This is a genomic window from Congregibacter sp., assembly GCF_965660375.1.
Taxonomy (GTDB): Bacteria; Pseudomonadota; Gammaproteobacteria; order Pseudomonadales; family Halieaceae; genus Congregibacter.
This window is the reverse complement of record NZ_CBFHZO010000016.1, coordinates 1-25,051: the sequence shown is the minus strand read 5'-3', so window position 1 is coordinate 25,051 and position 25,051 is coordinate 1. Positions and strand designations below refer to the sequence as shown.

The window sequence follows — 25,051 nt, the reverse complement described above, 5'->3', positions numbered from 1 at the left end:
CGCCCTAACCTTCGGTGGGCGCGTATTCTACTCCCGTAGGAGCTTATACCGTGAAAAAAGAATCCGTCGCGTCGATCGCCAACGGGAAGTTAGGAGTCGCGCTGCGCAACTCCGAGGTTTTCCAGATTCGCGATCATGTCTTCAGCGGAAGAACTGGGCTTGACTGCCGTATCAATGTGCGTAATCACGCCGTCAACGTCGATATAAAAGGTATAGCGACGGGCAAAACCACGGGTAAACACACCGTAGGCCCTGGCCACCTCACCATCGGGATCGCTCAGCAGCGGAAAGTCCGCTTTGGTCTCGTCCGCAAATTCGGCATTCTTTTCCACCGGATCGGTGCTCGCCATGAAATAGGTCACATCAAACTTGCGAATCTCATCACCGTTTTCCGCGAGACTCTTGCACTCGACCGTGCACCCAGAGGTGAACGCGCGAGGGAACCATGCCAGAACCACGGCCTGCTTGCCGCGATAGTCCGCGAGGTCGTAAGTTTCTCCGTCAGATGCCTGGAGGGTGAAATTTGGTGCCCTGTCGCCCACCTTAAGTTCTGCCTGCACCGCGACGGCGCTCAGGCCAAGCACAAAGACGAAGAGGGAGCGAAGAGAGAGTGATAAAGCATTGGACATAACGAACTTACTCCTGGGTAATAAAAGGTCTTTCCACGGGATGACAGCGATGCATGCCTGGTCAGTCATCAATAACAAACTCCATGGAATGTACGTTTGCGCGGGCACACAGATCACTGCAAACCCTGAGCAGCGACTTCCTATGGCTTTTAAGGGCCATGAATGCGACTTTTAAAGAGGAGACCCACAGTGATTAACCCTTTACCTCACTGCCGCTTGCCGCTAACTTCACTATAACGTCTCTGCATGAGACTTCGCGCTTTGGATCCTGCATAGTCAACCAAAGGCTGAACATGCCCTTGGCGTGCATAGTGCGACGTCGCAGAAACCAGCGGGTAGACTCATATATACACACCACGGACATACACAGCAAAAAGGAATAGTCATGCGAAGCACAGCAATTATTGGCGTAGTGGCCACATCTGCCCTCCTCTTTACCCTGGGCGGCTGCAGTAAGGAAGATATGGATAAAGCGAAAAGCTCTGCCGAAGAAGCGACGGAGTCAGCCTCACAAATGGCCGACGACGCAATGAACAAAGCGGGCGACATGGCCGACAGCGCCGCTGATGCGACCGGCGACGCCATAGACTCCATGGGTGATGCGGCCGAAGACGCAATGGATTCAGCCGGCGACATGGCCGACGCCACCGGCGAGAAAATGGGCGAAATGACAGACGCTGCCAACGATAAAGCCAACGCCATGATGGACGAGGCCGGTGATGCGGCAAACGAGATGATGGATGACGCGGAGTCCGGAGCCAAAGATATGATGGACGATGCGGAAGCCGGTGCCAAAGACGCCATGAAGAAAATGGGCGAAAGTTAAATAGCTGCACCCAGGGACAACCCTCGCTGAGCAGCCAGGGTTGTCGCTTCCTCCGATACGCACTCCGGTATTGACTGTGACTTTTGTCTGCAACACCAGGTGCAGACTAAAGGCACAGCTGTCAGGCTACCCCGTTAGGAATCACCCATGGACCTCTGGCCCTATCGCTGGGATCATCTCCTTCGTTATCGCTATATCGAGACTATCAGCCTGTGGGAAGGACGCCTGACTACCGGGCACCTGACGCGCTGCTTTGGCATCGGTCGTCAGCAGGCCAGCAAGGACATCAATTTCTATCTGCGGGAAATAGCCCCCGGTAACATCAGTTACGACAAGTACCTGAAGGGCTATCGACCCAGCAAGGACTTTGTTCCCCGCGTCACCAGGGGCACGGCCGATGAGTATCTGCATCTCATGAGCAGAGATGAACAGCTCATGGGTGTCTTTGAGTCACTCCCCCTTGCCACAGCAAATGTAGAGCAGCTCACGCCGCCGGGGCGTGATGTAGCCCCATCCATACTCCGCCCCATGATTCAGGCAGCCCGTGCCCAGAAACGCCTTGAAGTGGACTATGTGTCTCTCAAGAACCCAGATCGCGAAGGGCGCATCATCGTCCCTCACACATTGGTTTTTACTGGCTATCGCTGGCACGTGCGTGCCTGGTGTGAAAAAAATCAGGGATTTCGCGACTTTGTGCTAAGCCGGTTTCGCGGCGAAGCCGAGATACTGGATGACTCCCAATACGGTGAGGATCAGGATAGGGACTGGTTACAGCGGGTTACCATCAGTATCGTTCCCGATCCCCGGCTGTCGAGCGAGCAACAGGAAGTTATCGCCCACGACTATGGCATGAGTGAAGGCAAACTCCGTCTTGATACCCGCGCCACACTAATCAACTATCAACTTCAGCTTTTGCAGCTGGATCCCCTGACGCGTCAGGACAACCCCCTTGCCCAGCAGGTTGTTCTGGAAAACCAGGGCGCCCTAAGCCCCTGGCTGTTTAACTGAGGAAACGCCTGTGTACCGCGCGGTATTTTTCACCGTCCATCTGCTGCTCGCCAGCATTCCCCTCTTCCTTGGCCTGCACAGCTTGCTGCCATGGCTGTTCTTTCTCCTCGTTCTCACCAGCTTCTGCCTGGGCATTTATGATACGCAGCAGACGGAGCACAGCATCCGGCGAAATTTCCCGCTGGTTGGCAGAGGCCGCTGGATACTGGAATCCGTGCGTCCCTTTGTGCAGCAGTACCTCCTCGAATCCGATGTCGGCGGAGCCCCCATCAACCGCATGTTTCGCGCCATCGTCTACCAGCGGGCCAAGGGTGATTTGGCGACTATCCCCTTTGGCACCAAACTGGATACCTACCAGGACGGCTATGAATGGATAGGACACTCCATTGCGGCCCGAAATATCAGCGAACTGGAGCATGACCCCCGGGTCCGCGTCGGTGGACCGCAGTGCACGCAGCCCTATGCTGCAGCGCTGCTCAACGTGTCGGCTATGAGCTTCGGATCCCTGAGCAACAATGCGGTGCGCGCTCTCAACCGGGGAGCGGCTGCCGGCGGTTTTTATCACAACACGGGCGAAGGCGGCGTGTCTGACTTTCACCTGGAGCACGCCGGAGACCTGGTGTGGCAAATCGGTACGGGCTACTTCGGCTGCCGCGCAAGCGACGGCAGTTTCTCCGCTGAGGCCTTCGCAGACACCGCGACCCTGCCCAGTATCAGAATGATAGAAATCAAATTGTCCCAGGGTGCCAAGCCCGGACATGGCGGAATCCTCCCCGCGAGCAAAAACACGGAGCTCATTGCCCGCATCCGACAGGTACCGACAGGAACAGAGGTCGTTTCTCCCTCGGCGCACAGTGCCTTCTCAAGTCCTCGAGGCCTCCTGGAGTTTGTGGCGCAGTTGAGAATGCTATCCGGTGGCAAGCCCGTGGGATTCAAGCTTTGCGTGGGGCGCGAAAGCGAGTTCATCGCGATTTGCAAAGCCATGCTCGACACAGGTATCACACCAGACTTCGTCACCGTTGACGGCGGCGAAGGCGGCACGGGGGCGGCGCCCCTCGAGTACAGCAACTCCGTGGGCATGCCCCTTCGTGATGGTCTGGCCTTTGTGGTCAATACTCTGGAGGGTTTTGGCGTTCGCGAGCACATAACGGTGATCGCATCGGGAAAGATCATTACCGCTTTCCACATGGCCAAGGCCCTCGCTCTCGGAGCCGACATGTGCAACAGTGCCCGAGGCATGATGCTGGCGCTGGGTTGTGTGCAGTCTTTGGAATGCAACAGCAACCGCTGCCCCACCGGTGTGACGACACAGGATCCACAACTGGTTCAGGGCCTTGATGTAACGGACAAGGGCGAGAGGGTCGCTCGTTACCAGAGGGAAACCCTCCACGCCCTGCTGGATCTGCTGTCCTCCGCGGGACTCAAGTCCCCGGGCGAACTCAATCGGTCGCATATTCACCGCCGCATTGACCAGATGACCATAAGACGCTATGACGAGCTGTTCCCCCTGCCGCAGAAGGCGTCTTACCTCACCGCCACGGCGACAGATCCCGTCTACATTCATCTGAAGGAAGCCAGTAGCGACAGCTTTGCCCCGCAGACCGCAGAGGCCTGAAAGCAAAGGGGGTACGCTGCGGAGAGCAGAGCCCGGCGCCCAGGGGCGACAGGCTCAGGGAGCAGCTACTTGGGCGTGGTCAGGTCGCGGATGATGATGGACCAATGATCCAGGCCATCATAGAAAGCTTTGATGGGCACCCTCTCGTTCAGACCATGAGCGTACATCTCGTCCGGATTCATAAACACGCCAGAGATGCCCCAGGTAGGAATTCCCGCCTTGCGAAAATGCATCCCGTCGGTACCGCCGGACTCCATGTAGGTGATGAGGTCCAGGCCCGGATAGCGACTGTGTACGGCTTTACCCACCGCGGTCATTACATCAGCACGGATCTCCGAAATAGGACTCTCCGTGGGATCACCCAGAAGCACGAACTCCGCCTCCTCGTTACCCACCACCGATTTCAGCTCAGCTTCGATATCGGCAACGGAGACACCGGGAAAGATCCTGCAATTTACCGTCGCCGTGGCTGACTGGGGTAAAGCGTTTTCCGCATGTCCGGCTTCCAGCATCGTCACCACGCAGGTTGTGCGCGTGGTGCCGACGTAGGAAGGTTGGCTGCGAAGTATTTCAGCGGCCTCCTCGTCCTCAGGATCATAGGCAAAACGCACCATGGCATCGCCCAGCTCCCCACCAATCTTTTCGCCTGTCTGCTGAAAGTAGGAGAGGGTCATCTCACTCCAGCGCACGGGAAAACGATGCGCCTCGATAGACTTCACCGCTGCAGCAAGGTCGTAAATGGCATTGTCATCGCGGGGTCGACTGCTGTGTCCACCGGGATTGCGCACGGTAATTTCCCAGGTCGCGTAGGTTTTCTCCGCAGCCTGTACCCGGTAGCTAACGGCCACACCATCTGCGGTAAGCGCTCCGCCGCCGGCGTCAGAATTGAGGGCATATTCCGCCTCGGCAATTTCCGGCATCTCATAGGCCATCATGCGGGTCGTGGTCATGCCACTCTCCTCATCTCCGGAAAACACCAGCATGAGATCCCGGTCAGGCACGAAGCCCTCCTTTTTGAGACGAATCATGGTGCCCGTGAGCTGGGCTACGCCGAACTTGTTGTCGATGGTTCCCCGGGCGTAGAAGTTCACATCATCCTGTGTGAGTTCAAAGGGCGGGCGCACCCAATCGTCCGCCAGCGCCTCCACAACATCCATATGCCCGAGCAACAGAATGGGCTTGGCGCCCGCACTGCCATCACCGCGGTAGGTCGCTATGAGCGTTCCGAATCCATCTTTGGGAACGATGCGAACATCGTCTTCGGCAAATCCAGCGGCGATAAGCTCACCGGCAAGATACTCCGCCACCCGGATTGTGTTGCCCTTCGTTTTGGAGGTATCTACCTCCACAATAGTCCTGTAGATCTCCAATGTCTTTTGCGCATGCTCACTCTCTATCTGCGCATGGGCAGCAACACTGAGAATCGTCAGACATACAGCTGTCCAGAAACTCCGACGCATTAAGGTTCTCCCGATTTACGTAGTTGGGGTTTGCAGTGTAGTGTTGTTACAGCCCCGCGTCATGGGAGCCGCTTACATCACGGTTGCAAAGCTTATAGGATTCGCCCACCAATAAGGGATAAAAAAACAATGCGCAGAATAGATTTAGCGAGTGCCGGATTTCTCCTTCTGGAGAAGCGTGAGACCCCCATGCACGTTGGGGGCATTAACCTCTTCACGCTGCCCGAGGATGCCGACGAGCAGGAGTTTCTCACCTCTCTTCGCACCCTGCTGCGAGAAAGCACTGAATTTCGCAAACCGTTTGGCGAGTATGTGGTGACCGGAAAATCAGGGCTTTTCTGGGAAAAGGATGAGCATATCGACATGGATTACCACGTCCGTCACTCGGCACTGCCGAGTCCCGGGCGTTATCGCGAACTCTTTGCCCTTGCCTCGCGCCTCCATACCACCTTGCTGGATCGCACTCGTCCCCTGTGGGAACTGCACATCATCGAAGGACTGCAAAACCGGCAGTTCGCCGTGTACAACAAGATCCATCACGCCGCCATCGATGGCGTCGGCGCCATGCATATCACCCAGGCCATGTGCTCCGAAGAGCCGGACGGATCGCCAAGCTACGCGCCCTACTCCCGCGAAGCCTATGAGGTGTACAAGCAGGCACGCTTCGGTAACGCCCCGCGGTCCGCCGACCCCAGCAAGCGCGATCTGCGCAACGTTCTGGAGGCTCTGAAACAACAGTACGATTCAAGCATCAATCTGGCAACGGCCATGCGACGCTTCGGCCTGGCTTTTGTCGGTCGCAGCGGAAACCTCGCCGTCCCCTGGCACAACGTCCCGAAAACCTCGATCAACACCCGGGTGTCCGGTGCCCGTCGTTTTGTCGCGCAAACCTTCGCCTTCGATCGCGTGAAAGCTGTCTGTAAAGCCATGGATGCCACGGTGAACGATATAGTGCTCGCCATGTGCGCCGGGGCGCTCCGTCGCTATCTGTTATCCCGGGACGAGCTGCCCCTCCACTCCCTCAAGGCCATGGCCCCGGTGTCCCTGCGCGAGGAAGGCGATGTAGATTCCAGCAATGCCATCGGGTTTATCACGGCCGATATGGCCACCAATGTTTACGATCCGGAAAAGCGTCTGCGCACTATTCAGGAGTCCATGCGCGCGGGGAAGGATCTACTACGGGAACTCTCCCCGGCGGAAGGGGCGCTGTTCATGCAACTGACGCAGCTACCCGCCCTGCTGACCTCAATCCTCGGTCTGGGCTCCAAGTTTCCCGCCTTCAGTACCGTGGTTTCCAATGTTCCCGGGCCACGCAAGCCTCTGTACTGGCAGGGAGCGAGACTGGATGGCATTTATCCGGCGTCCATCGTGTTCGATGGATTCGCCATGAATATCACGCTGGTGAGCTATCACGATCAGCTGGACTTCGGCATTGTGGCCTGTCGTCGGTCCATGCCCCAGATTCAGCGCATCATCGACCATTTGGAAGACTCTCTGGCAGAACTGGAGATCGTGGCCGGCATCAGCGGGTCGGGACCCCGGGCCAGCGACAACCGACGGGGTTCCCGCACCCCCACCAAAGGCAAGGCACGCACCATCGGCAAAGCGAAAACCAGGGCTAAAGTGAAGACCAAGGCCACAACAAAAACAAAGGCGAAAGCACCCGCCAAAAGCACCACCGCCGCTAAAACCAAAGCCACAGCCAAGGCAAAAACCAAAACCAAGACACAGGCAAAGCGTCCCGTGCGAAAAGCCGCCGTCAAACCCAAACTCGGCACCCCTGACAGGTAAGCTATGAGCACTGAAGAGCAATCACCCGGCATTCTCATCGGAGGCTCTGATGCGGGCCAGATATTTCTCAACCCCCGCTATGCCAACCGCCATGGACTCATCGCCGGAGCCACCGGTACCGGCAAAACTGTGACGCTCCAGTGCCTGGCGGAGAGTTTCTCTGCGCAAGGGGTGCCCGTGTTTTTGGCCGATGTTAAGGGGGACATCTCCGGTCTGAGTCAGCCGGGAAAACCCCATCCGAAGATCGATGAGCGCGTCGAGAAGATAGGGATCAATGACTATGCGCCGGAGGGCTTTCCCGTTGCTTTCTGGGATGTATTTGGCAAAAAAGGCACTCCTATTCGCACCACGCTCAGCGAAATGGGTCCGCAGTTGCTTTCAAGGCTCCTGGGCCTGAACGATACCCAGGAGGGTGTACTCACACTGGTGTTCCAGTTTGCCGACGATAACGGTCTCCTTATGCTGGATCTGGCGGACCTGCGCACGACCTTGCAGCACCTGGCGGACAATCGAAAGTCTCTTGGAACAAGCTATCGCGTTTCCTCTGCCTCCGTGAACGCTATCCTGCGCCGACTATTGATGTTGGAGCGCGAAGGGGGCAAACACTTCTTTGGCGAGCCCGCTTTGGAGCTTGGGGACCTCATGCAACGTACCCGGGACGGGCAAGGTGTTATCAACATCCTCGCGGCCGACACCCTCATACGCAGTCCCCGGGTGTACAGTACCCTGCTGCTCTGGCTTCTTTCCGAGCTATTTGAGCAACTCCCCGAGATCGGGGACCCGGACAAGCCCGAACTGGTTTTCTTCTTTGACGAGGCTCACCTGTTGTTCCAGGACGCACCCAAAATCCTCCTGCAAACGATTGAACAGGTAGTACGTCTGATTCGCTCCAAGGGCGTGGGCATCTACTTTGTCACGCAGAGCCCCGCCGACATACCCGACAGCGTGCTCGGCCAATTGGGCAACCGCATACAGCACGCCCTGCGCGCCTACACGCCCAAGGAACAGAAGGCCGTGAGAGTGGCGGCCCAGAGCTTTCGGAAAAACCCCGCCCTCGATACGGAAACCGTGATTAGTGAATTGGGCGTGGGGGAAGCACTGGTATCGACACTGCAGAAAAAAGGCGTGCCTTCTGTCGTGCAGCGAACCCTGGTCAGGCCCCCATGCTCCCGTATGGGCAAGGCCACCCTGGCTGAGCGAATCGCGGTCTTGAAAAACGACCCGAACAGCCGGCGCTACACCCAGAGCATTGACCGGGAGAGCGCTCATGAAGTGCTCCTGGCCCGCGCAACGGTGCAGCAGGCCGAGCGTGACGAGGCAGCGCTGAAAAAACGTGAAAAAAGCGCCAGAAAAAAAACCGGGCGGAAAACCCAGAGCACCGGCGATGCCTTTGTGAAAAGCATGGTCCGCAGTCTGGGTTCAGCTGCCGGGCGCTCCATCGGTAAAAAACTCTTCCGGGGAATTCTCGGTTCGCTGCTGAAGTAATCGCCGGCTTTGCGACTAGCGGTGTATCAGGAGAGCCTGGAAAACAGTCGTTGACCCAAGGCCACCACCAACAGCACAACGCTTCCCGCCAATAGACCGAGGAGCACGGCAAACAGTTGCGGCGTGATGCCGCGAATCCAGACGTTATCCGCGATGAGCATCGTTGCGTGGTGGAGCACACCCTCCGACAAATGATGAAGCACGGGAATGCCGTGAACCAGTATTCCCCCGCCCACCAGAAACATCGCAACGGTACCGAGAACCGTCAAAGTCCGCATCATTCGCGGTGCGAGAAACAGAAGCCCTCGCCCCATCCCTCGAAGTACTTGTCCCCCAGAGCCTTCGCGGTCGCTCTGCAGCCAGTGCAGCCCCAGGTCATCAATCTTCACCAGAGCCGCAACCAGCCCGTACACGCCGATTGTCATCGCGATAGCAATCACACTGAGGACACTGGCGCGCACCAGGAGACTTGCCTCACCAACGATGCCCAGAGTTATCACTATGATCTCTGCGGACAGAATAAAGTCCGTACGCACAGCACCCCGGATGCGTCTCTTCTCCAGTTTTAATGGATCCGTGGCGGGGTTTTCCAGCCGCTTGCGCAGCGCCTCCTGCTCCTCATGACGCTCTTCGATACTGTGACTAAAGTGATGCCAGATTTTTTCAAAACCTTCAAAGCACAGGAACAAGCCTCCGGCAATAAGCAATGGCGTAATTAACCAGTCTGCGAGGGCTGCAATGACGATGGCCGCCGGCACCAGCATGACCTTATTCAGCAGGGAGCCTTTAAATACCGCATAGACCACGGGGAGCTCACGATCCGCGGCAACACCGGTCACTTTCTCAGCGTTAACCGCCAGGTCGTCACCGAGAACGCCCGCAGTCTTACGGGCCGCCACTTTGGTCATGGCCGACACATCGTCCATCAAAACCGCGATGTCATCGAGCAAAGCGAGAAGGCTGGCTGCAGCCACTAACTTAGTCCTTTTTGCTCTTCTTGCGCTGCTTGGCGGGGAGCAGCATGTTTGATCGGGGAATGCGCGGTTTTTTCCCCGTATTCAGATATGCATGAATAGCCTCCTGGGAACGGATTGCCGCCGACTTCGCCTTGCGCGCCACGGGTTCATTGGTCTGCGCCTTGTCGATCACCCGCGCGCGCACATTATCGTGCCACTGTATATCGAGTACGTCCTGAATCATTGCTTTTGCATCAGCGTCATAGATGGGACAGAGCACCTCTACACGGTAGTCAAGATTCCGCGTCATGAGATCGCCAGAGCCAATGTAATAACGGGGCTTCCCCGCGTTATAAAACACATAGACCCGGGGGTGCTCGAGATAGCGATCCACGACACTGATGGCTTCGATGTTTTCCGAAATGCCCTTTACGCCCGGCTGCAGTGAGCACATGCCGCGAATGATCAGGCGGATCTCCACCCCCGCATCACTCGCTTCATAGAGCTTCATAACAAGCTCACGGTCCACCAGGTTGTTGCACTTGAGCGTCATGGCGGCACGCAACCCCTTGCGCGCATTGGCAATCTCGCCCTCAATCATTTCCGTCAGGCCCGGCCGGGAGCTGTGGGGCGACACGAGTAAATGCTGGTACTGCGGGCGCCGGTAGTTATATTGGAGGAAATCAAAAACGTCGAACACCTCCCGGCCCAGATCCTGGTCATGGGTCATCAGGGAAAAGTCCGTATACAGGCGCGCGGTTTTTTCGTTGAAGTTTCCGGTTCCAATATGGGTATAAAACCGTTGCTGACCACCTTCTCGACGCTGAATCAGGAGCAGCTTGCTGTGTACTTTCAAGCCGGGCACCCCGAACTTCACCTCAATGCCCCCTTCCGTAAGTCGCTGCGCCCAGTTGATATTGGCCTGTTCGTCGAAGCGCGCCGCCAGTTCCACCACGGCGAGTACGCGCTTACCGTTGTGTACCGCGCTAAGCAGCGCGTCAACGACTCGTGAGTCAGAGGCAACCCGATAGAGGCAGATCTTGATGTTATCCACATCGGGGTCCACGGCAGCGGTTTTGAGAAGGTCAATGAGGTAATCAAAGGAGTGGTAGGGGTAGTAGAGCAACACATCCTTGCTGCGAATAGCCGCGAGAATGTTCTCTGCCTCATCAACGCGACGGACGGGGACGTTGCCCAGAGGGCGCAGCTCAAGATACCGGGGCCCTACCTTGGGAAAGGACATAAAGTCCTTGGAGTTATGGTACCGCCCGCCGGGGATTAAACTGTCGTATTTACCGAGGGAAAATTTGGACGCCAGAAAATCCAGAAGACTCGCGGGCATCTCCGCATCGTAAACAAAACGCACCGCATCGGCTTTCTGTCGTTGCTTGAGACTGCTGGCCATTTTTTCGATGAGGCTTTCCATTATACCCACATCAAGCTCCAGCTCCGCATCCCGGGAAAACTTAAAGCAATAGGCCGCCGCCGAATCGATGGGCAACACCCCGCGAAACATTTGCGGCAGGCAGGCGCGGATTACATTGTCCAGGGCGATGAAAACCCGCCCGCTCTTACCTTTACGACGGGGAATTTCCAAGAATCTATTCATACGATCCGTGGGAACCTCCACTACCGCCACACGCTGTTTTTTGCCGCCGTTGATTTCCACCGCGAGATACAGGCACTCGTCATTCAGTACCGGGATAGGCGAACCTTCGTTAAAAAGAATGGGGTCCAGTTCAGGCAATACCGTTTTTGTAAAAAAGTCCTGCACGAACTGCGCCTGATTAGGCTCCAGCTGCCGCTCGTTGATCATGTAGATGCGGCGGGCCTGAAGCGCCTCCATCACAGACGCATAGACCCGCTCGAAATCACGCTGCTGTGATACGACCTCGGCCTGGATCGCGCCCAGCAGATCCTTGGCACTCTGGCGGGCATTACCGCTGGATAAGGTAATGAGACGCCTGACCTCCGCTACGCGGACCCGAAAAAATTCGTCGAGATTATTGGAGAAAATGCCGAGATAGCGCAGCCGCTGAATCTCCGGGGCTTTCTCGTCCGCCGCTTCCTGGAGTACCCGGGCATTGAAGGAGAGCCAGCTGAGCTCCCGGGGCACAAACAAACTGTCATCAAGATCCGCCAGTCGGGTCTTAATCGGGCTACTCATAGTGCTCACCATCCATTGCTAAAATCGTCCCGTGCCGCAACCTGCGGCATAGGGTCAGGCATCAGGCTTTATGGTTAACACATCTGTATGAAGATCTTGTAATACGGACTCGGCGGTATTGCCAATAAGCTTGGCACTCAGACCCTGCCTGGCCACCGTGCCCATGACAACGATCTGCGCCCGGGCCTTAGCAGCCTGGGAGGTAATGACCTTGCACACGGGCCCACGCTTGGTGACAAAGTGCTTCTCGGGGATGTCGTGCTCTTTTGCCAGCGCCTTCAGATGAGGCAGCATTTCCTCACGATGTTTCTTGGAATAGCTGATGGGGTCCACAAGATCCAAGTCAGCCAACACCGGGGGAATCTCGATAGCCGACATGATCTTCAGTTCAACACCCAAGGCTTCCGCCAAAGCTTTTGCGGCGCCCAGCACTTTCGAATTCAGCTGCTGCTTGCTGCGCTTTCGCGTACCCAGGTCGAGGGCAGCCATCACCGGCCGGGTGCGACTCCATTTTTTCTCCGCCACCATAAGTACCGGTAATGGGCATTCACGCAGGACGTGCCAGTCGGTAGAGGTGTAGCCCAGGCTGCCCGTGCTGTGGGTTGTTTTCACCACCGCAGCAAACTTACCAGAGGTGGTGCGCTTGACGATCCACGGATGCACAGTCTTTAGCCATACGACCTTTAAGGCCACCTTTTGGTCTTTGGTCGCAAAAGCATCAATTCGCTCGAGCATCTGCGCCCGGCGCTTATCGAGAATCTGTTGCTTGAGCTCCGCCTGTTCCGTTTTGCCCCCGTCAATACGATTGAGAGGCGCGTAAACGAAGGCCACGACTTCAACGTCATAGCCTAGCTTGGCGGCCAATTCGAGGCCTCGGGATGTTGCAACACAGGACTTACCCTTGTCGGCAACGATCAGAATTTTACTCATAGTATTTCTCCGCGACACTTTACTCCGATTATAGGCGCTCACGTCTCCCGCGAAAGGGTCGCCAGACAATTAATCCCCGAAAACATGGTCCGAGACCGCCTTCGCCGTTGCCTCTGGAGACTCCAGAGGGAACAGATGCCCACCCGGAATCTCTACAAAGCTGGCAGCGGGCTGCCAGTGCTGCCACCGCGCCCAGATCCCCGGGCGAAGCGTGTCACTCCGTGCTCCTCGCAGCGCCAGCGTTGGAACCCGCATACGCTTCATCAATGGCCGCGCCCGCGGCGCACTGCCATACACCGCCGCCTCCCAGGCGCCCGAGTAGCGAAGCTGCACGCCTCCATCGGGAAGTGGCGCTTTACTGGCCTCGACGTAATGGGAGAGCGCTTCATCGCTAAGCCCCTGAAAAGCTCGCTTACCGCGATAAAATTCAAAGGCGGTCGCGTGGCTTTCAAAGAGCTCCGGTCGCGACAGTGCTCGCCGCAGCATGGGCATCTTCTTTCGACGCTTTTCGGGCATAAGACGCGTTGCCAGCACAAAGCGGTCTGGTAGGAATACAGGGTCCAGAAGTAGGAGTCCGGCGATTTTTTCGGGATGCCGCTGAGCCGCCAAGGCTGCAATGGTCCCCCCCATGCTATGGCCCATCACCCACACAGGCTCTTCGAAGTGACCATCAATGGCGCTCAGCATATCCGTAGCAAAGAGCTGCCAGCTCAAACGCCGGGGAGGCTCACGCCCGCCCCATAAAGGCCGGTGCTCCAAAGCACTAATAGCAAACCGATCCTGGAGGTGGCTAAAGAGTTGCCTATAACTCCCCGGTGGATAACCGTTGGCATGGGCAAACAACAAAGAAACACCATCACCCCCAAAACTCTCTACTACCGGCCGTTCCAATCTGAGTCTCTCCTTACAAAAAATTGCAGCCCAAGCCAGCAAAAGCGCAGACGATAGCTCTGCTATGCTGTACCCATGAACAATGAGGATACAGAAAAGCCCGGTCTCGACTGGCGAATCTTATTCGGGCTCACAGTCACCTCACTCTGGATGGGCACGGGTGTCTACTATATTACCCGTATCGTGGGGTGGACCGAGTTTCAACGACTGCCTACTGCCGATATTGGCAGTTTTTTTGAAGGTGCTTTTGCACCGCTGGCATTCCTATGGCTGGTCATCGGCCACTTTATGCAGCAAAAAGAAATTACCGCGAACACCCGCGCCACAAGCTTGCAGGAGCAAAGCACCCGGCGTCTTGAACTTCACTCCCGGCGGGACTCCTATTTCAAGCTGCTCGGACTTGTGCAGGAGCAGCTCGGTAGTATCGCTGGGTTTCACTATATTTCTATTTTTGGTCCGACGGGTACGGACGAAGTTTCCATGGACGAGTTTTCCGCCCTCCGCTCGGAGGCCAGCACCGGAGACCATTCTTTGTTCATTCGACTCATGATCGCGGCCGCAGCAAGCAACCGCGAAGATCCCGACGTCGTCAGGGAGATGCTCTTTGGCACGGACATACGCACCCGTCACAGCGAAAACTTCAAACGCACCTTCGGCAGGGTTCTGGAAGCGGCCGAATCCGTGGACACCGACAATATGCTCCGTGAGGCTCTCCTTGATGGCTCTCCCGCAGGGATTTATTACCGAATCATCCGACATGTGACCGGCGAAGAGACCATGAATCCCCTATCAGGGATACGCAGCAACCAGTCCTGAAGGCCCGGTGCTACGCTCAGCACAAACACTGGCACAAGCATCCGCCAGCATTCTAGTAGCGCCAGTGGATTTGGGTATAGAAATACTGAGTGTCCCCCGGAGAGGCTGGATTCAAAGGCGCCTGTGCATTGCCTGAGAAGTACCTTCCCTTGTCCAGATAGGCGCCCCCCGCCTCAATGCTGAAGGCGGAATTTTCCGGACGCCATCGCCAGCGAAGCTCCCATTGACCGCCGAGCTCTCGCCCCGATTCTCCGCTGAAATCCTGACGTGCCCCCGTCACGAAGACGTCTCGGGGCGCATCGAGCGCTAGCCAGCGATAGGACAGGAGCCAGGTCTGGGTGATCGTGGCCTGCCATTGGGCACGCACAAAGGGCGCACGAATATTGCTGCGCACCGCTGCACCGAATATGCCACTGGGACCCAGTTCGAAGGCTCTGGCACCGTATAAGCGGTCGAAGCGCTCGTTGCGGCCGTCACGGGGATCTCGGTCCCCCGTGGCGTGATCATAGCCCAGCCGAAGATTTAAACCAGGCGCTATATCCAGGCCTGCGTGCACGTGGGTGAACCAGGCTTGATGGTCCAGAGCATCACCGCTCGATAGCAGGCCGGGCAGGGATTCCCCCCACTGATAGGCCGCCTCAAGTTCAAGATCTGCCCCTCCCCCGGACCACATAAAACGCGCGCCCAGGGTTGTCAGATCGCGATCAGCGACGGGGCGGTTTGGCCGATCCCTAAGCTCACTCCCAAACAGGTAAGCGGCGAGGCTCGCCGCCTCAACGGGTAATTGATAATCGAAACTCCCTCCCCAGAACTGTTCTGAACTGCGGGCCTTGTCCAGTCGGAATTCCCTGTCCAGCAGCGACCCTCGGTCAAGACCATCGGGGCGCCGATGCAGCGGTAATGTGTAAAAGATTCTGGCGACGCCGTAGGAGGTATCGTGGGTAAGATGCACACCCTGAAAAGCATTGCTGGTGTTGCGGAAATTGTTTCGCGCCAGGAGACGACGGCTGCCATAGTCCAGGGTCATGCGGCCCGCGGCCAGGGTGAGGGACCCGCCCTCCTCCCGGGCCCAGCGCTTCCAGAGTTTCAGGTTGATGGGCTCCAGCGTGTTGATATCGTCGGTGCCCATGGGAGACAGCGTTTTGAAGCCCCAGGCGCGGCTGTCCTGCACCTCAAACCGAAGCCCCCAGTCGGACGCCTCATAGCTTGCCCCCACAACCGTTCGAGCGAGGTGAATATGATCATGATCCGGTGCCAGCAACCTGAAAGAGTCGGCAAGGTATTCGCTGCGCAAACGAAGGTCGACATCAAGGGACCATCCGCTGCTGCGGCCGTCAGATTGCGCCGGGGGGGTTGCGCTCGCCCCGAGCGTCAACGCAGCTCCCAAAATCACCCCCAGGGACCTGAGCAGGAAACGTACAGCCCGAACTTGATAACAAGCAATAGAAATGCGCTTTCTCATAGAGAATAAAGAGACTTACGGGTATCTAAACGAAGAGGCTGAAGAAAGGGCAGGCTATTAACGATGAGAAAACAGTTTTAAAAGCGAAGTTCAAGGCTATGCAGTGTGCTGGGGGACCATCACGGACCCAAGGCCGCTCGCTGAAAACGGCTGCCAATCGTCGGCTGATTGACGGAGCCGGTCTGCAATGACATACCAGACCGCTGGATTCACCGTCATACCGCAATGGCTACCGCGCACCTGAATGTTCTGGGTGCTCTCATGGGCAAACTCGGGGTTCTGAAATGCGGTTCGCCAGTTAACAATACCATCGCCCTTGGAGTACACCGCGGTGGTAGGTACCGGCGGCGCCCGGTGAAGATCATCCAGCGCCACCGGCAAATCGTCGGTGGGATTGAGGGCCTCGAAGAGGCGCGCCGGATAGGAGCCACTGTGCCGGCCGCGACCAAAGGGGCTGCCGAGGGTAATCACCTGTCTCACCAGTGCGGGAGCCTCACGGGCGATTTCCCGGGCAAAGATGCCTCCCAGACTGTGCCCCACCATGGAAACAGATTGCCCGTAGCGGTCGCCCAACATGGCAACACGCTCGAGGACCTTCTCGAGAGTATCGCCCCTGGGACCCAGGTTCTGGCCCTGGCCCCAGCCGTAGACTCGGTAGCCAAGGCTTTTCAGAAAACGTCTCAGGGTCGCGTTATACCCATCGGATCCCAGAAATCCGGGGAGCACCATCACCGGGTGACCATCTCCCGGGCCGAGGTTGTTCAACATGCGGCGCACCGCCGTGAGAGAGAGAAGCTCCAGCGCCACGCGCTGAGGCTCTGTGAGGGCCAGCCAGGCCGCAGGAGGAGGCAGATGGTAAGGGTCCACTGTCTCAGATCCCGGCATGACTACATCGCCAAATAATGCCATCCGACTTGTCCCCATACTGATCTCCCCGACCGCCTGTCACACTGCAGCGGTTTTATTGTCGTTTGTTGTTGGAGAGGGAGGATACTCCGCGGAGCCCGGGGCACAACCCCCCCGGGCCGGGGTTTGCTACAGTCTGGAAATCTCGCTATTGAGTTTGAAACGACGGGACGTGACGTAGGTTTCCATGTCTTCGACGCGCCGCAGAGCCTTGTCGAGGCGCTCCCGGGCTCGGGCGAGACGCACACTCGCACTGTCGCTGTAACGAAACATCTTCTTGGGACGGTAATCGTGATAGCGCTCGTCGTATTCCATTTCCGGACCAAAGGCCTCCTCATTGGCGGAGGGCGGAACAGCGCCGGAGACTTCCGCTGACTCCCGCTTCCGGCGGCGAGCACTGCGGTCATCGGGCCGGGGACTCAACAGCAGGCATCCCGCAACGTAGGCCCAGACTGCCAGGGTACCGGTAAAGAGAAAGGCGCCAATAAAAATCAGACGCACCACCCAGTCGGCGACATCCCAGTAGTCAGCGATACCCGCCGCAACTCCGCAGATCTTGCCATCGCGGCGGTTCCGGTACAGCCCCATGCCCCAGCCATGACGCTTGCGCTCCTGATAATGACGGAATTGGGCCCCACCGCTTCGATGCCTGCGGCGATGCCGGCGTCCGCGACGTCGATCTTCGTCCGAGTAATCGTTCATGAGCTTCTCCTTGTAGTGGTCTCCTGTTGTTCCTGGTCTCGCCAATCCCCGTGTTCGGAATCAAGGATCGATTCCAGCGCCTGAATGCGCTCGGTCAATCGATCCACGGTTACCAGAATCTGCTCAACGTTCTCACGATCCTCCTCGTTCAGACTGCGACTCGAGCGATTGAGGCTGCGGTAGTGCAGCACAATCCAGATCGGAGCAACGATGACCATAAAGAGAATCGTTGGCACGAAAAGTAGTTCGTAAAGTTCCATCTATGGCTCCCTGCCTCAGAGGGTAATGCTCCCATCCTGCACTATTGCCCGCGGGAGCGGTATGGGTTCAAGCATCTCTGGGTGTATCGTCCCCGCCCAGTTCGGCCTTCAGGCGATCCAGCTCCGCCGTAATCTTCTCATCCTGCTCCAGCGCGTTGATCTCAGCTGCCAGGGAGGGTGCTACGTCCTTGCCCATGTCCATGACTTCAAGCTGGCTTTCCAGGCTGTCCATGCGACGCTCAAAGTGCTCAAAGCGACCGAAGGCCTGATCCAGGGCGTCACGATTAGTCTGGCGCTTTACCTTGATCCGCGACTCAACCGTTTGGGTTCGCATGACCAGGGCCTTTTTCTTGGCCTTGGCGTCATTGAGCTTTGCCTGGAGCTTGCCGATCTCGTCGTTCAACTGGGCGATATGCTCATCAGTGGCTGCAAGCTCTGTACTCACCGCCTCCAGCTCTTCCTCAATATCGCGTTTCTCCTGAAGCGCTGCCCGGGCAAGATCTTCCCGTCCTTTACTGATCGCCAGCTTGGCTTTCTGCTCCCAGGAGTCAGCCTCGGCCTGGAGCTGCTCTACGCGTCGCGTTGCCGCCTTGCGATCTGCTAGCACCCGCGCGGAGGAGCTGCGAACCTCTACCAGGGTATCCTCCATCTCCTGGATGATCAGGCGGATCAGCTTCTCCGGATCTTCAGCCTGATCCAGCAAAGCGCTGATGTTCGAATTAATGATATCGCTCATTCGCGAAAATATACCCATGATTACTCTCCTTGCGAGTGCTTCGGGGTGTCCGTGCGGGGGCGCTTAGCATCGCCCGGCGCAGAGATCAGATTGATCGCTTCTACCACCAGTACTACTTCAAACAATGTAATGAGCGCCGGAGAAGGTCCTGTCACCGTGGCTATCCCGCAGGCCACGACGGCTAATGCGAGATAAATGGTTAAACGGTCAGGCTCCATACAACGCTCCTTGGTCACTGTAGTTCGCAGTAGGTATTCCAAGTTACGGGCCAACTAAGCATTAAATAAATATAAAACAATTACTTATAAACTTTATATCAAGTATTATCTTATTTATGTTGATCAATATACGGTGATTTAAACCATTTTAATTGGCCTATAAACACATAAATACTGGTATATTGCGCCTTAAATGACAACGCCAAACAACATGCTGGGCGAGTCAGCGGCATTGGCCACAGCCCTGGACCACCTCTCACAGCTCGCCAGCATTCAACGACCGGTGCTGGTGCTGGGTGAGCGCGGCACCGGCAAGGAACTGGCGGCGGAGCGCCTTCATTACCTGTCGAGCCGATGGGACGCCCCGTTTATCAAGGTCAATTGCGCCTCCATGGCCGAAACACTGCTGGAAAGCGAGCTCTTCGGACACGAGGCAGGCGCCTTTACCGGTGCATCAAAACTTCACGTGGGCCGTTTTGAGCGGGCCGATGGCGGCACACTCCTTCTGGACGAGATTGGAACCATGTCCCCTCGCCTTCAGGAGAAACTCCTCCGCCTCATCGAATACGGTGAATTCGAGCGGGTCGGCGGGCAGCGCACGCTCCGCGTCGATGTACGTGTCGTGGGCTCTACCAATGCCGATCTCCGGGCCATGGCTGCCGCTCAAAGCTTTCGGGCAGACCTCCTCGACCGACTGAGCTTTGACGTGGTGCACATGCCCGCGCTTCGCCACCGGGATGACGACGTCTTTTTACTGGCGCGACATTTCGCCGTGGAAATGAGTGCCGAGCTCAGCTGGGAGAAGTTTCCGGGGTTTACCCCGTCGGCAATGCACAGCCTGAGCGAGTATGCCTGGCCCGGAAACGTCCGGGAGCTCAAGAACGTTATCGAACGATCCCTGCATCGTTGGGCTGATCAGGATACCGCCGTGGCCACCCTGGTCATTGATCCTTTCGAGAGCCCCTGGTCCGACACGCTCACGCAGCCCATGACCGCAGCAGTAGACCGATCTGCAGAAACCCCTTCCGCGTCCAAGGCTGCACCGGAGCTTGCTACGCCGGGTCAAGAGATCCATGGTGAGGAAGGATTAATCAATATTCGTGAACGCGTTGACGCTTACGAAAGATCCCTCCTCGTTGCAGCCCTCGAAAATCAGGACTTCAACCAGCGACGCACCGCCGAGTTCCTGGAACTCAGCTACGACCAGCTACGGGGGCTGGTGCGCAAACACCGGCTGAGTACCCGACGCCGAAAATAAGCGCGCGCAGTCGTTTCCTATTGGCGTCTGTCCTTGTAACGTACGCGGCCTGAACTGACGAAATCGCACAGGAGTTTACCCATGACACTTCCGCTCTCGGACATGTCTTTGCTGCGCAGTGGCGCATATATCAACGGCCAGTGGACACAGGCGGACGACGGTAAGACGTTGAGCATTCTCAACCCCGCAACGGGTGACGAGATCATCAGCATTGCCAGCGTGGGCGTTAACGAGACGCGGAGAGCCATTGAGGCGGCCGATGTCGCCATGAAGGACTGGAAACGCCTCCCGGCAAAAAGCCGCGCACAAACCCTCCGCCGGTGGTTTGAGCTCATCATGGAGCATCAGGAAGACCTCGCCATTCTCATGACTGCCGAGCAGGGAAAACCCCTCGCGGAGTCCCGGGGCGAAGTGGCCTACGGCGCATCCTATGTGGAGTGGTTTGGAGAGGAAGCGAAACGCCTCTACGGCGACGTGATACCCGGTCCCGGCGAGGACAAACGCATCGTCTGCATCAAGCAGCCCGTGGGCGTCGTGGCGGCAATCACCCCCTGGAATTTCCCCATTGCCATGATTACCCGTAAAGCCGCACCAGCGCTGGCCGCGGGATGTGCCATCGTCATCAAACCCGCGAGTGAGACCCCGCTCTGCGCCCTGGCCCTGGCAGAGCTCGCCGAGCGCGCCGGCATCCCCGCCGGCGTCCTGAATGTGATTGCCGGATCTGCGCGGGATATCGGTGGTGAGCTTACAGGCAATGCCACCGTTCGCAAACTGACCTTCACGGGTTCGACCCCCATCGGCAAGGTTCTCGAGGCCCAATGCGCCGACACCATGAAGAAAACGTCCATGGAGCTTGGCGGCAACGCTCCGTTCATTGTGTTTGATGATGCGGATCTGGACTCGGCGGTGGAAGGCGCCATGATTTCCAAATATCGCAATGCGGGACAGACCTGCGTCTGCTCCAATCGCATTTTTGTGCAGAGCACGATCTACGATGCCTTCGTAGAGAAACTGGTGGAGAAAGCCAGCGCTTTGCAGGTAGGGGACGGCATGGGGGACGGTGTCGCCCTGGGGCCTCTGGTGAATGCCAAGGCCGCGGAAGATGTGGACGACTTGGTAAAGGCTTCCGTTGCCAGTGGCGCTAAGGTCGCTCTGGGAGGGGGCCCACACGAACTGGGTGGCAGTTTTTATCAGCCCACGGTTCTTACCGACGTCGACAGCAGCATGGCGGTGTTCCGCAATGAGATCTTCGGACCCGTGGCCCCCATCGTTCGCTTCGATACGGAAGAAGAGGCTGTCGCCATGGCCAACGATACGGAGTTTGGTCTGGCGTCCTACTTCTATACCCGGGATATCGGCCGCGTATGGCGCGTGGGCGAAGCCCTGGAGTACGGCATCGTAGGCATCAACGAGGGCATCATCTCCAATGAGATGGCCCCCTTTGGTGGAGTCAAGGAATCCGGTTCCGGTCGCGAGGGCTCACTCTACGGCATGGATGACTACGTGGAGATCAAATACATGCTCATGGGTGGTCTTTGACAGAGTCCGAATAGCGCTCAGAACAGCGCCCGAAACCCTGCGGCGGCATCAATCCCGCCGCTGGCAGCCGGGAAAGCTACAGAGCATTTCAAACATCAGGTTTGCCCCGAGGAGCGACGTGTTACCCGTAGTGTCGTAGGGTGGTGAGACCTCTACCAGGTCCGCCCCCACGAGATTGGTTCCGAAAACGCCGCGAATGACCTCCAGACCCTGGGAGGTCATGAGTCCCGCGGGTTCCGGCGTACCCGTCCCCGGTGCCACCGATGGGTCGAGGCCATCAATATCAAAGCTCAGATACACCGGATGATCCGCACCGATCTGCTCGCGGACTTCCTTCATGAGCGGCTCCAGCGACTGATACCAGCACTCTTCCGCCGGCACCACCCGCACGCCCCGCTGTCGTGCCCAGTCAAAATCGTCGGCGGCGTAGCCCGTAGCGCGAAGTCCGATCTGTACCATTTTCTTCGGATCGATGAGGCCCTCCTCGATGGCGCGCCGGAAAATCGTACCGTGTGTCACCTCCTCACCAAACATGTGGTCATTCATGTCGGCATGAGCATCCACATGGACCACCGCCAGGGGGCCATGAATCTTTGCCTGGGCACGAAGAATAGGCAGGGTGATAGTGTGATCGCCGCCCATGGCCAGGGTTTTGGCTCCCGTGGCCAGCACACCGTCAAAGTGCTTTTCAATGATATCTATGGACTTTTCAAGGTTGTAGGCGTTGAGGGCCACATCGCCCGTATCGGCCACCTGAAAGGAATCAAAGGGCGCTGCTCTTGTAGCCATGCCGTAGGGGCGCACCAACACCGACTCCGCACGAATTTGCCGGGGTCCGTAGCGGGATCCTGCTCGGTTGCTGGTGCCGCAGTCCAGGGGCACCCCCAGTATGGCGATATCAAGTCCCTCGGCGGACAACTGCACAGGCAGACGAAACATACTGGCGATACCGCCAAAACGGGGCATCTCATTCCCCGACAGGGGTTGGTTAAATTCGCTCAAGTTACACTCACTCTTGTTAGGAAAAAATTATGCCGGCGGGTTAGCGACACAAAGTCTGATCAATGGCTGTCTGCCAGCTTTCCAGCCGCTTCCTTCGCCGGGGCGCGGTGATTCCCACGGCGAACTCCCGTTCGGGCTGCCAGATACGTTTAATCTCGGCACTGTTGCGCCACAGTCCCACGCCCAGTCCCGCAAGATAGCTGGCGCCGGCCACGGTGGTTTCGATGATACGGGGTCGCACAAGTTTGCGGCCCAGATAGTCCGCCTGAGTCTGCATCAGCAAATCGTTGGCGGCAGCCCCGCCATCCACCCGCAGGGGTCGCATGCGTTTGCCAAGGTCCGCCTCCATGCACTTGAGAATATCCACGTTCTGCAGTGCCATGGCATCCAGGGTAGCCCGTGCTATGTGGCCTCGCTCGCTCCCCCGGGTAAGACCGGTGATAAGACCCCGGGCATCCGCCGCCCAATGGGGTGCACCCAGACCTGTAAGCGCAGGGACAAACTCCACACCGCCATGATCAGGGACCGTCGCCGCCAGTGCCTCGATATCCGATGCCCGCTTGATGAGCCCCAATCCGTCGCGCAACCACTGCACGGCGGCACCACAAACAAAGGCGCCACCCTCCAGGGCGTAGACCGGGTCCTGGTTTTTCAGCTGCCATCCTACGGTGGTGAGCAGACCGGACGTCGATGCGATCTGCTCGCCACCGGTGTTCATGACGATAAAGGAACCGGTGCCAAAGGTGCACTTCGCGTCACCGGCGGTAAAGCAGGCCTGACCGAAGAGCGCCGCCTGCTGATCCCCTGCGATCCCGGAAATGGGAATACCATCGGGAAGGCCGCGCACGCCGCGGGTATGTCCAAACACCCCGCTGCTGGGTCGTATTTCCGGCAGGATACTCCTAGGCACATCGAAGAGCTGCGTAAGCTCGTCGTCCCAATCCAGGGTTTTCAAATTCATCAGCGATGTGCGGGCTGCATTACTCGCATCCGTGGCGTGCACCTCACCGCCGGTAAGACGCCAGAGCAAAAAACTGTCCATGGTGCCCGCGGCCAGAGCGCCAGCCTTCAGGGCCCGCTTGGCAGCGGGTACTTCACGGAGCAACCAGCGGAACTTACTGGCACTGAAATAGGGGTCCAGCACCAGACCACTGCGCTCGCGTACCAGCTTTTCGTGCCCCGCACTACGCAGCGCGTCGCAAAAGTCCGCGGTCCTTCGACATTGCCAGACGATGGCGTTATGTAGCGCTTCGCCGCTTCGTCGATCCCAGAGCACGGATGTTTCCCGCTGGTTGGTAATCCCCACGGCCGCAATATCGGAGGGCTTGCAGAGCTTTTTGCGCAGGAGCTTTGCGAGGGCTTTTTCGATAGACGTCCAGATTGCCTCGGGTTGGTGCTCGACCCACCCGGGCTGGGGGAACACCTGCGCGAACTCCACGTTCACGCTGGCGCATAACTGACCCTGCGAGTCGACCAGGGCGACGGTACTCCCCGTCGTGCCCTGATCGATCGCAAGAATAAAGTCAGGCATCAGGCTGCGAAACCCTCCAGCGCCTTGATCTCCAGATAGTCCGTGAAACCGTGCTCGCCCCACTCCCGTCCATTCCCGGATTGCTTGAAGCCGCCAAAGGGTACTTCATAGCCACCGGGGGCACCGTTGATGTGGATGTTGCCCGCACGGATGCGGCGACCCACGCTGCGAGCGCGTTCGATGTCCCCACTCTGCACATAGCCCGCCAGGCCGTAGGGCGTGTCGTTGGCCATGGCGATAGCCTCTTCCTCGGTCTCGTAGGGAAGGATCGCCAGTACTGGTCCGAAAATTTCTTCCCGGGCGATGGTCATGGTGTTGTTGACCCCGGAGAAGACCGTGGGTTTGACGTAGTAGCCCGCTTCCAGGCCATCGGGCCGGCCCGTACCGCCTGCAACCAGGGTCGCGCCCTCGTCAATACCGGCCTGAATAAGGCCCTGAATCTTGTTAAATTGCGCCTCGGAGACGACGGGCCCTAGCTGAGTGCCCTCTGCTGCAGGGTCACCCACCACAACGGCGTCTGCCACGCCCCGTGCGATTGCCTCTACCTCGGCCAGTCGAGCGGCGGGTACAAACATACGCGAGGGTGCATTGCAGGACTGACCACTGTTCATAAACATGCTCATGCAGCCGCGGGTCACCGCATCTTCAAAGTCCGCATCGTCAAGAACGATATTGGGCGACTTGCCGCCCAGCTCCTGAGTCACCCGCTTAACGGTAGGCGCGGCATTCATGGCGACCTGAGTTCCCGCTCGCGTGGAACCGGTGAAGGACATCATGTCCACATCGGGGTGCCTGGACAATGCCGCACCCACGGTAGGTCCATCACCGTTCACCAGGTTAAACACGCCCGCGGGCACGCCTGC

At 57.9% G+C, this 25,051-nt stretch carries 23 protein-coding genes; 8 read left to right on the top strand and 15 right to left on the bottom strand.

Going from position 1 to position 25,051, the window contains the following annotated elements:
- Positions 1-89: 89 nt before the first annotated feature.
- On the bottom strand, positions 90-629 hold the full coding sequence (locus ACTG3T_RS01640; RefSeq protein ID WP_439100523.1) for a peroxiredoxin: 540 nt from the start codon (positions 627-629) through the stop codon (positions 90-92).
- 385 nt (positions 630-1,014) lie between these two features.
- On the opposite strand from ACTG3T_RS01640, the gene ACTG3T_RS01635 reads away from it, so the two are divergent.
- From ACTG3T_RS01635 to ACTG3T_RS01625, 3 genes are all read left to right on the top strand, one after another.
- On the top strand, positions 1,015-1,455 hold the full coding sequence (locus ACTG3T_RS01635; RefSeq protein WP_439100522.1) for a hypothetical protein: 441 nt from the start codon (positions 1,015-1,017) through the stop codon (positions 1,453-1,455).
- 147 nt (positions 1,456-1,602) lie between these two features.
- The gene (locus tag ACTG3T_RS01630) at positions 1,603-2,463 is read left to right on the top strand and encodes a helix-turn-helix transcriptional regulator (protein WP_439100521.1); all 861 of its coding nucleotides are present in this window, start codon (positions 1,603-1,605) and stop codon (positions 2,461-2,463) included.
- A 10-nt stretch (positions 2,464-2,473) separates the two neighbouring features.
- A complete protein-coding gene (locus ACTG3T_RS01625; protein ID WP_439100520.1) occupies positions 2,474-4,078 on the top strand; it encodes an FMN-binding glutamate synthase family protein in 1,605 nt (534 codons plus the stop codon).
- A 65-nt stretch (positions 4,079-4,143) separates the two neighbouring features.
- Here the strand turns inward: ACTG3T_RS01625 and ACTG3T_RS01620 are convergent, their stop codons facing one another.
- Positions 4,144-5,538 (bottom strand): M20/M25/M40 family metallo-hydrolase, encoded by a 1,395-nt coding sequence (locus ACTG3T_RS01620; RefSeq protein ID WP_439100519.1) that lies wholly within the window; start codon positions 5,536-5,538, stop codon positions 4,144-4,146.
- A 129-nt stretch (positions 5,539-5,667) separates the two neighbouring features.
- On the opposite strand from ACTG3T_RS01620, the gene ACTG3T_RS01615 reads away from it, so the two are divergent.
- Together ACTG3T_RS01615 and ACTG3T_RS01610 are read left to right on the top strand one after the other, a co-directional pair.
- Complete coding sequence (locus ACTG3T_RS01615; protein WP_439100518.1) at positions 5,668-7,329, top strand: WS/DGAT/MGAT family O-acyltransferase; 1,662 nt, start codon at positions 5,668-5,670, stop codon at positions 7,327-7,329.
- 3 nt (positions 7,330-7,332) lie between these two features.
- The gene (locus ACTG3T_RS01610; protein WP_439100517.1) at positions 7,333-8,814 is read left to right on the top strand and encodes a helicase HerA-like domain-containing protein; all 1,482 of its coding nucleotides are present in this window, start codon (positions 7,333-7,335) and stop codon (positions 8,812-8,814) included.
- Positions 8,815-8,840: 26 nt separating this feature from the next.
- On the opposite strand, the gene ACTG3T_RS01605 is transcribed toward ACTG3T_RS01610, so the two are convergent.
- The 4 genes from ACTG3T_RS01605 to ACTG3T_RS01590 all read right to left on the bottom strand — a co-directional run bounded on the left by ACTG3T_RS01605 (position 8,841) and on the right by ACTG3T_RS01590 (position 13,758).
- Positions 8,841-9,788 (bottom strand): DUF808 domain-containing protein, encoded by a 948-nt coding sequence (locus ACTG3T_RS01605; RefSeq protein WP_439100516.1) that lies wholly within the window; start codon positions 9,786-9,788, stop codon positions 8,841-8,843.
- Positions 9,789-9,792: 4 nt separating this feature from the next.
- Positions 9,793-11,937, bottom strand: coding sequence for a polyphosphate kinase 1 (gene ppk1 / locus ACTG3T_RS01600; protein ID WP_439100515.1), 2,145 nt, complete (start codon positions 11,935-11,937; stop codon positions 9,793-9,795).
- Positions 11,938-11,991: 54 nt separating this feature from the next.
- Positions 11,992-12,867 (bottom strand): universal stress protein, encoded by an 876-nt coding sequence (locus ACTG3T_RS01595; RefSeq protein ID WP_439100514.1) that lies wholly within the window; start codon positions 12,865-12,867, stop codon positions 11,992-11,994.
- A gap of 69 nt (positions 12,868-12,936) precedes the next feature.
- On the bottom strand, positions 12,937-13,758 hold the full coding sequence (locus ACTG3T_RS01590; RefSeq protein WP_439100513.1) for an alpha/beta fold hydrolase: 822 nt from the start codon (positions 13,756-13,758) through the stop codon (positions 12,937-12,939).
- 75 nt (positions 13,759-13,833) lie between these two features.
- On the opposite strand from ACTG3T_RS01590, the gene ACTG3T_RS01585 reads away from it, so the two are divergent.
- Complete coding sequence (locus ACTG3T_RS01585) at positions 13,834-14,574, top strand: hypothetical protein (protein WP_439100512.1); 741 nt, start codon at positions 13,834-13,836, stop codon at positions 14,572-14,574.
- A gap of 52 nt (positions 14,575-14,626) precedes the next feature.
- Here the strand turns inward: ACTG3T_RS01585 and ACTG3T_RS01580 are convergent, their stop codons facing one another.
- From ACTG3T_RS01580 to ACTG3T_RS01555, 6 genes are all read right to left on the bottom strand, one after another.
- Entirely contained in the window at positions 14,627-15,967 is a 1,341-nt protein-coding gene (locus tag ACTG3T_RS01580) for an alginate export family protein (RefSeq protein ID WP_439100511.1), read from the bottom strand.
- Positions 15,968-16,132: 165 nt separating this feature from the next.
- Entirely contained in the window at positions 16,133-16,945 is an 813-nt protein-coding gene (locus tag ACTG3T_RS01575; protein WP_439100510.1) for an esterase/lipase family protein, read from the bottom strand.
- 126 nt (positions 16,946-17,071) lie between these two features.
- On the bottom strand, positions 17,072-17,644 hold the full coding sequence (locus ACTG3T_RS01570) for a PspC domain-containing protein (RefSeq protein ID WP_439100509.1): 573 nt from the start codon (positions 17,642-17,644) through the stop codon (positions 17,072-17,074).
- On the bottom strand, positions 17,641-17,904 hold the full coding sequence (gene pspB, locus ACTG3T_RS01565; RefSeq protein WP_439100508.1) for an envelope stress response membrane protein PspB: 264 nt from the start codon (positions 17,902-17,904) through the stop codon (positions 17,641-17,643). Before pspB ends, ACTG3T_RS01570 begins: the two co-directional genes overlap by 4 nt.
- 67 nt (positions 17,905-17,971) lie before the next feature.
- On the bottom strand, positions 17,972-18,658 hold the full coding sequence (gene pspA, locus ACTG3T_RS01560; protein WP_439100507.1) for a phage shock protein PspA: 687 nt from the start codon (positions 18,656-18,658) through the stop codon (positions 17,972-17,974).
- A 2-nt stretch (positions 18,659-18,660) separates the two neighbouring features.
- A complete protein-coding gene (locus ACTG3T_RS01555) occupies positions 18,661-18,858 on the bottom strand; it encodes a hypothetical protein (protein WP_439100506.1) in 198 nt (65 codons plus the stop codon).
- Positions 18,859-19,051: 193 nt separating this feature from the next.
- On the opposite strand from ACTG3T_RS01555, the gene pspF reads away from it, so the two are divergent.
- Entirely contained in the window at positions 19,052-20,116 is a 1,065-nt protein-coding gene (gene pspF / locus ACTG3T_RS01550) for a phage shock protein operon transcriptional activator (RefSeq protein ID WP_439100505.1), read from the top strand.
- Between the two features lie 81 nt (positions 20,117-20,197).
- Positions 20,198-21,655, top strand: coding sequence for an NAD-dependent succinate-semialdehyde dehydrogenase (locus ACTG3T_RS01545; RefSeq protein ID WP_439100504.1), 1,458 nt, complete (start codon positions 20,198-20,200; stop codon positions 21,653-21,655).
- 48 nt (positions 21,656-21,703) lie between these two features.
- On the opposite strand, the gene speB is transcribed toward ACTG3T_RS01545, so the two are convergent.
- The 3 genes from speB to ACTG3T_RS01530 all read right to left on the bottom strand — a co-directional run.
- Positions 21,704-22,657 (bottom strand): agmatinase, encoded by a 954-nt coding sequence (gene speB / locus ACTG3T_RS01540; protein WP_439100503.1) that lies wholly within the window; start codon positions 22,655-22,657, stop codon positions 21,704-21,706.
- Positions 22,658-22,697: 40 nt separating this feature from the next.
- Positions 22,698-24,188 carry a glycerol kinase GlpK gene (glpK, locus tag ACTG3T_RS01535; RefSeq protein ID WP_439100502.1) on the bottom strand — a complete coding sequence of 497 codons (1,491 nt, stop codon included), beginning with the start codon at positions 24,186-24,188 and terminating at the stop codon, positions 22,698-22,700.
- A partial coding sequence (locus ACTG3T_RS01530) for an aldehyde dehydrogenase family protein (protein ID WP_439100501.1) occupies positions 24,188-25,051 on the bottom strand: 864 nt, incomplete at its 5' end. The genes ACTG3T_RS01530 and glpK, both read right to left, overlap by 1 nt.

Coding starts and splice junctions, on each gene's coding strand:
- glpK (WP_439100502.1), bottom strand. CDS start 24,188: ATGCCTGACTTTATTCTTGCGATCGATCAGGGCACGACGGGGAGTACC.
- ACTG3T_RS01610 (WP_439100517.1), top strand. CDS start 7,333: ATGAGCACTGAAGAGCAATCACCCGGCATTCTCATCGGAGGCTCTGAT.
- ACTG3T_RS01640 (WP_439100523.1), bottom strand. CDS start 629: ATGTCCAATGCTTTATCACTCTCTCTTCGCTCCCTCTTCGTCTTTGTG.
- pspF (WP_439100505.1), top strand. CDS start 19,052: ATGACAACGCCAAACAACATGCTGGGCGAGTCAGCGGCATTGGCCACA.
- ACTG3T_RS01635 (WP_439100522.1), top strand. CDS start 1,015: ATGCGAAGCACAGCAATTATTGGCGTAGTGGCCACATCTGCCCTCCTC.
- ACTG3T_RS01585 (WP_439100512.1), top strand. CDS start 13,834: ATGAACAATGAGGATACAGAAAAGCCCGGTCTCGACTGGCGAATCTTA.
- ACTG3T_RS01615 (WP_439100518.1), top strand. CDS start 5,668: ATGCGCAGAATAGATTTAGCGAGTGCCGGATTTCTCCTTCTGGAGAAG.
- ACTG3T_RS01595 (WP_439100514.1), bottom strand. CDS start 12,867: ATGAGTAAAATTCTGATCGTTGCCGACAAGGGTAAGTCCTGTGTTGCA.
- ACTG3T_RS01545 (WP_439100504.1), top strand. CDS start 20,198: ATGACACTTCCGCTCTCGGACATGTCTTTGCTGCGCAGTGGCGCATAT.
- ACTG3T_RS01570 (WP_439100509.1), bottom strand. CDS start 17,644: ATGAACGATTACTCGGACGAAGATCGACGTCGCGGACGCCGGCATCGC.
- ppk1 (WP_439100515.1), bottom strand. CDS start 11,937: ATGAGTAGCCCGATTAAGACCCGACTGGCGGATCTTGATGACAGTTTG.
- ACTG3T_RS01630 (WP_439100521.1), top strand. CDS start 1,603: ATGGACCTCTGGCCCTATCGCTGGGATCATCTCCTTCGTTATCGCTAT.
- ACTG3T_RS01620 (WP_439100519.1), bottom strand. CDS start 5,538: ATGCGTCGGAGTTTCTGGACAGCTGTATGTCTGACGATTCTCAGTGTT.
- pspA (WP_439100507.1), bottom strand. CDS start 18,658: ATGGGTATATTTTCGCGAATGAGCGATATCATTAATTCGAACATCAGC.
- pspB (WP_439100508.1), bottom strand. CDS start 17,904: ATGGAACTTTACGAACTACTTTTCGTGCCAACGATTCTCTTTATGGTC.
- ACTG3T_RS01555 (WP_439100506.1), bottom strand. CDS start 18,858: ATGGAGCCTGACCGTTTAACCATTTATCTCGCATTAGCCGTCGTGGCC.
- ACTG3T_RS01575 (WP_439100510.1), bottom strand. CDS start 16,945: ATGGCATTATTTGGCGATGTAGTCATGCCGGGATCTGAGACAGTGGAC.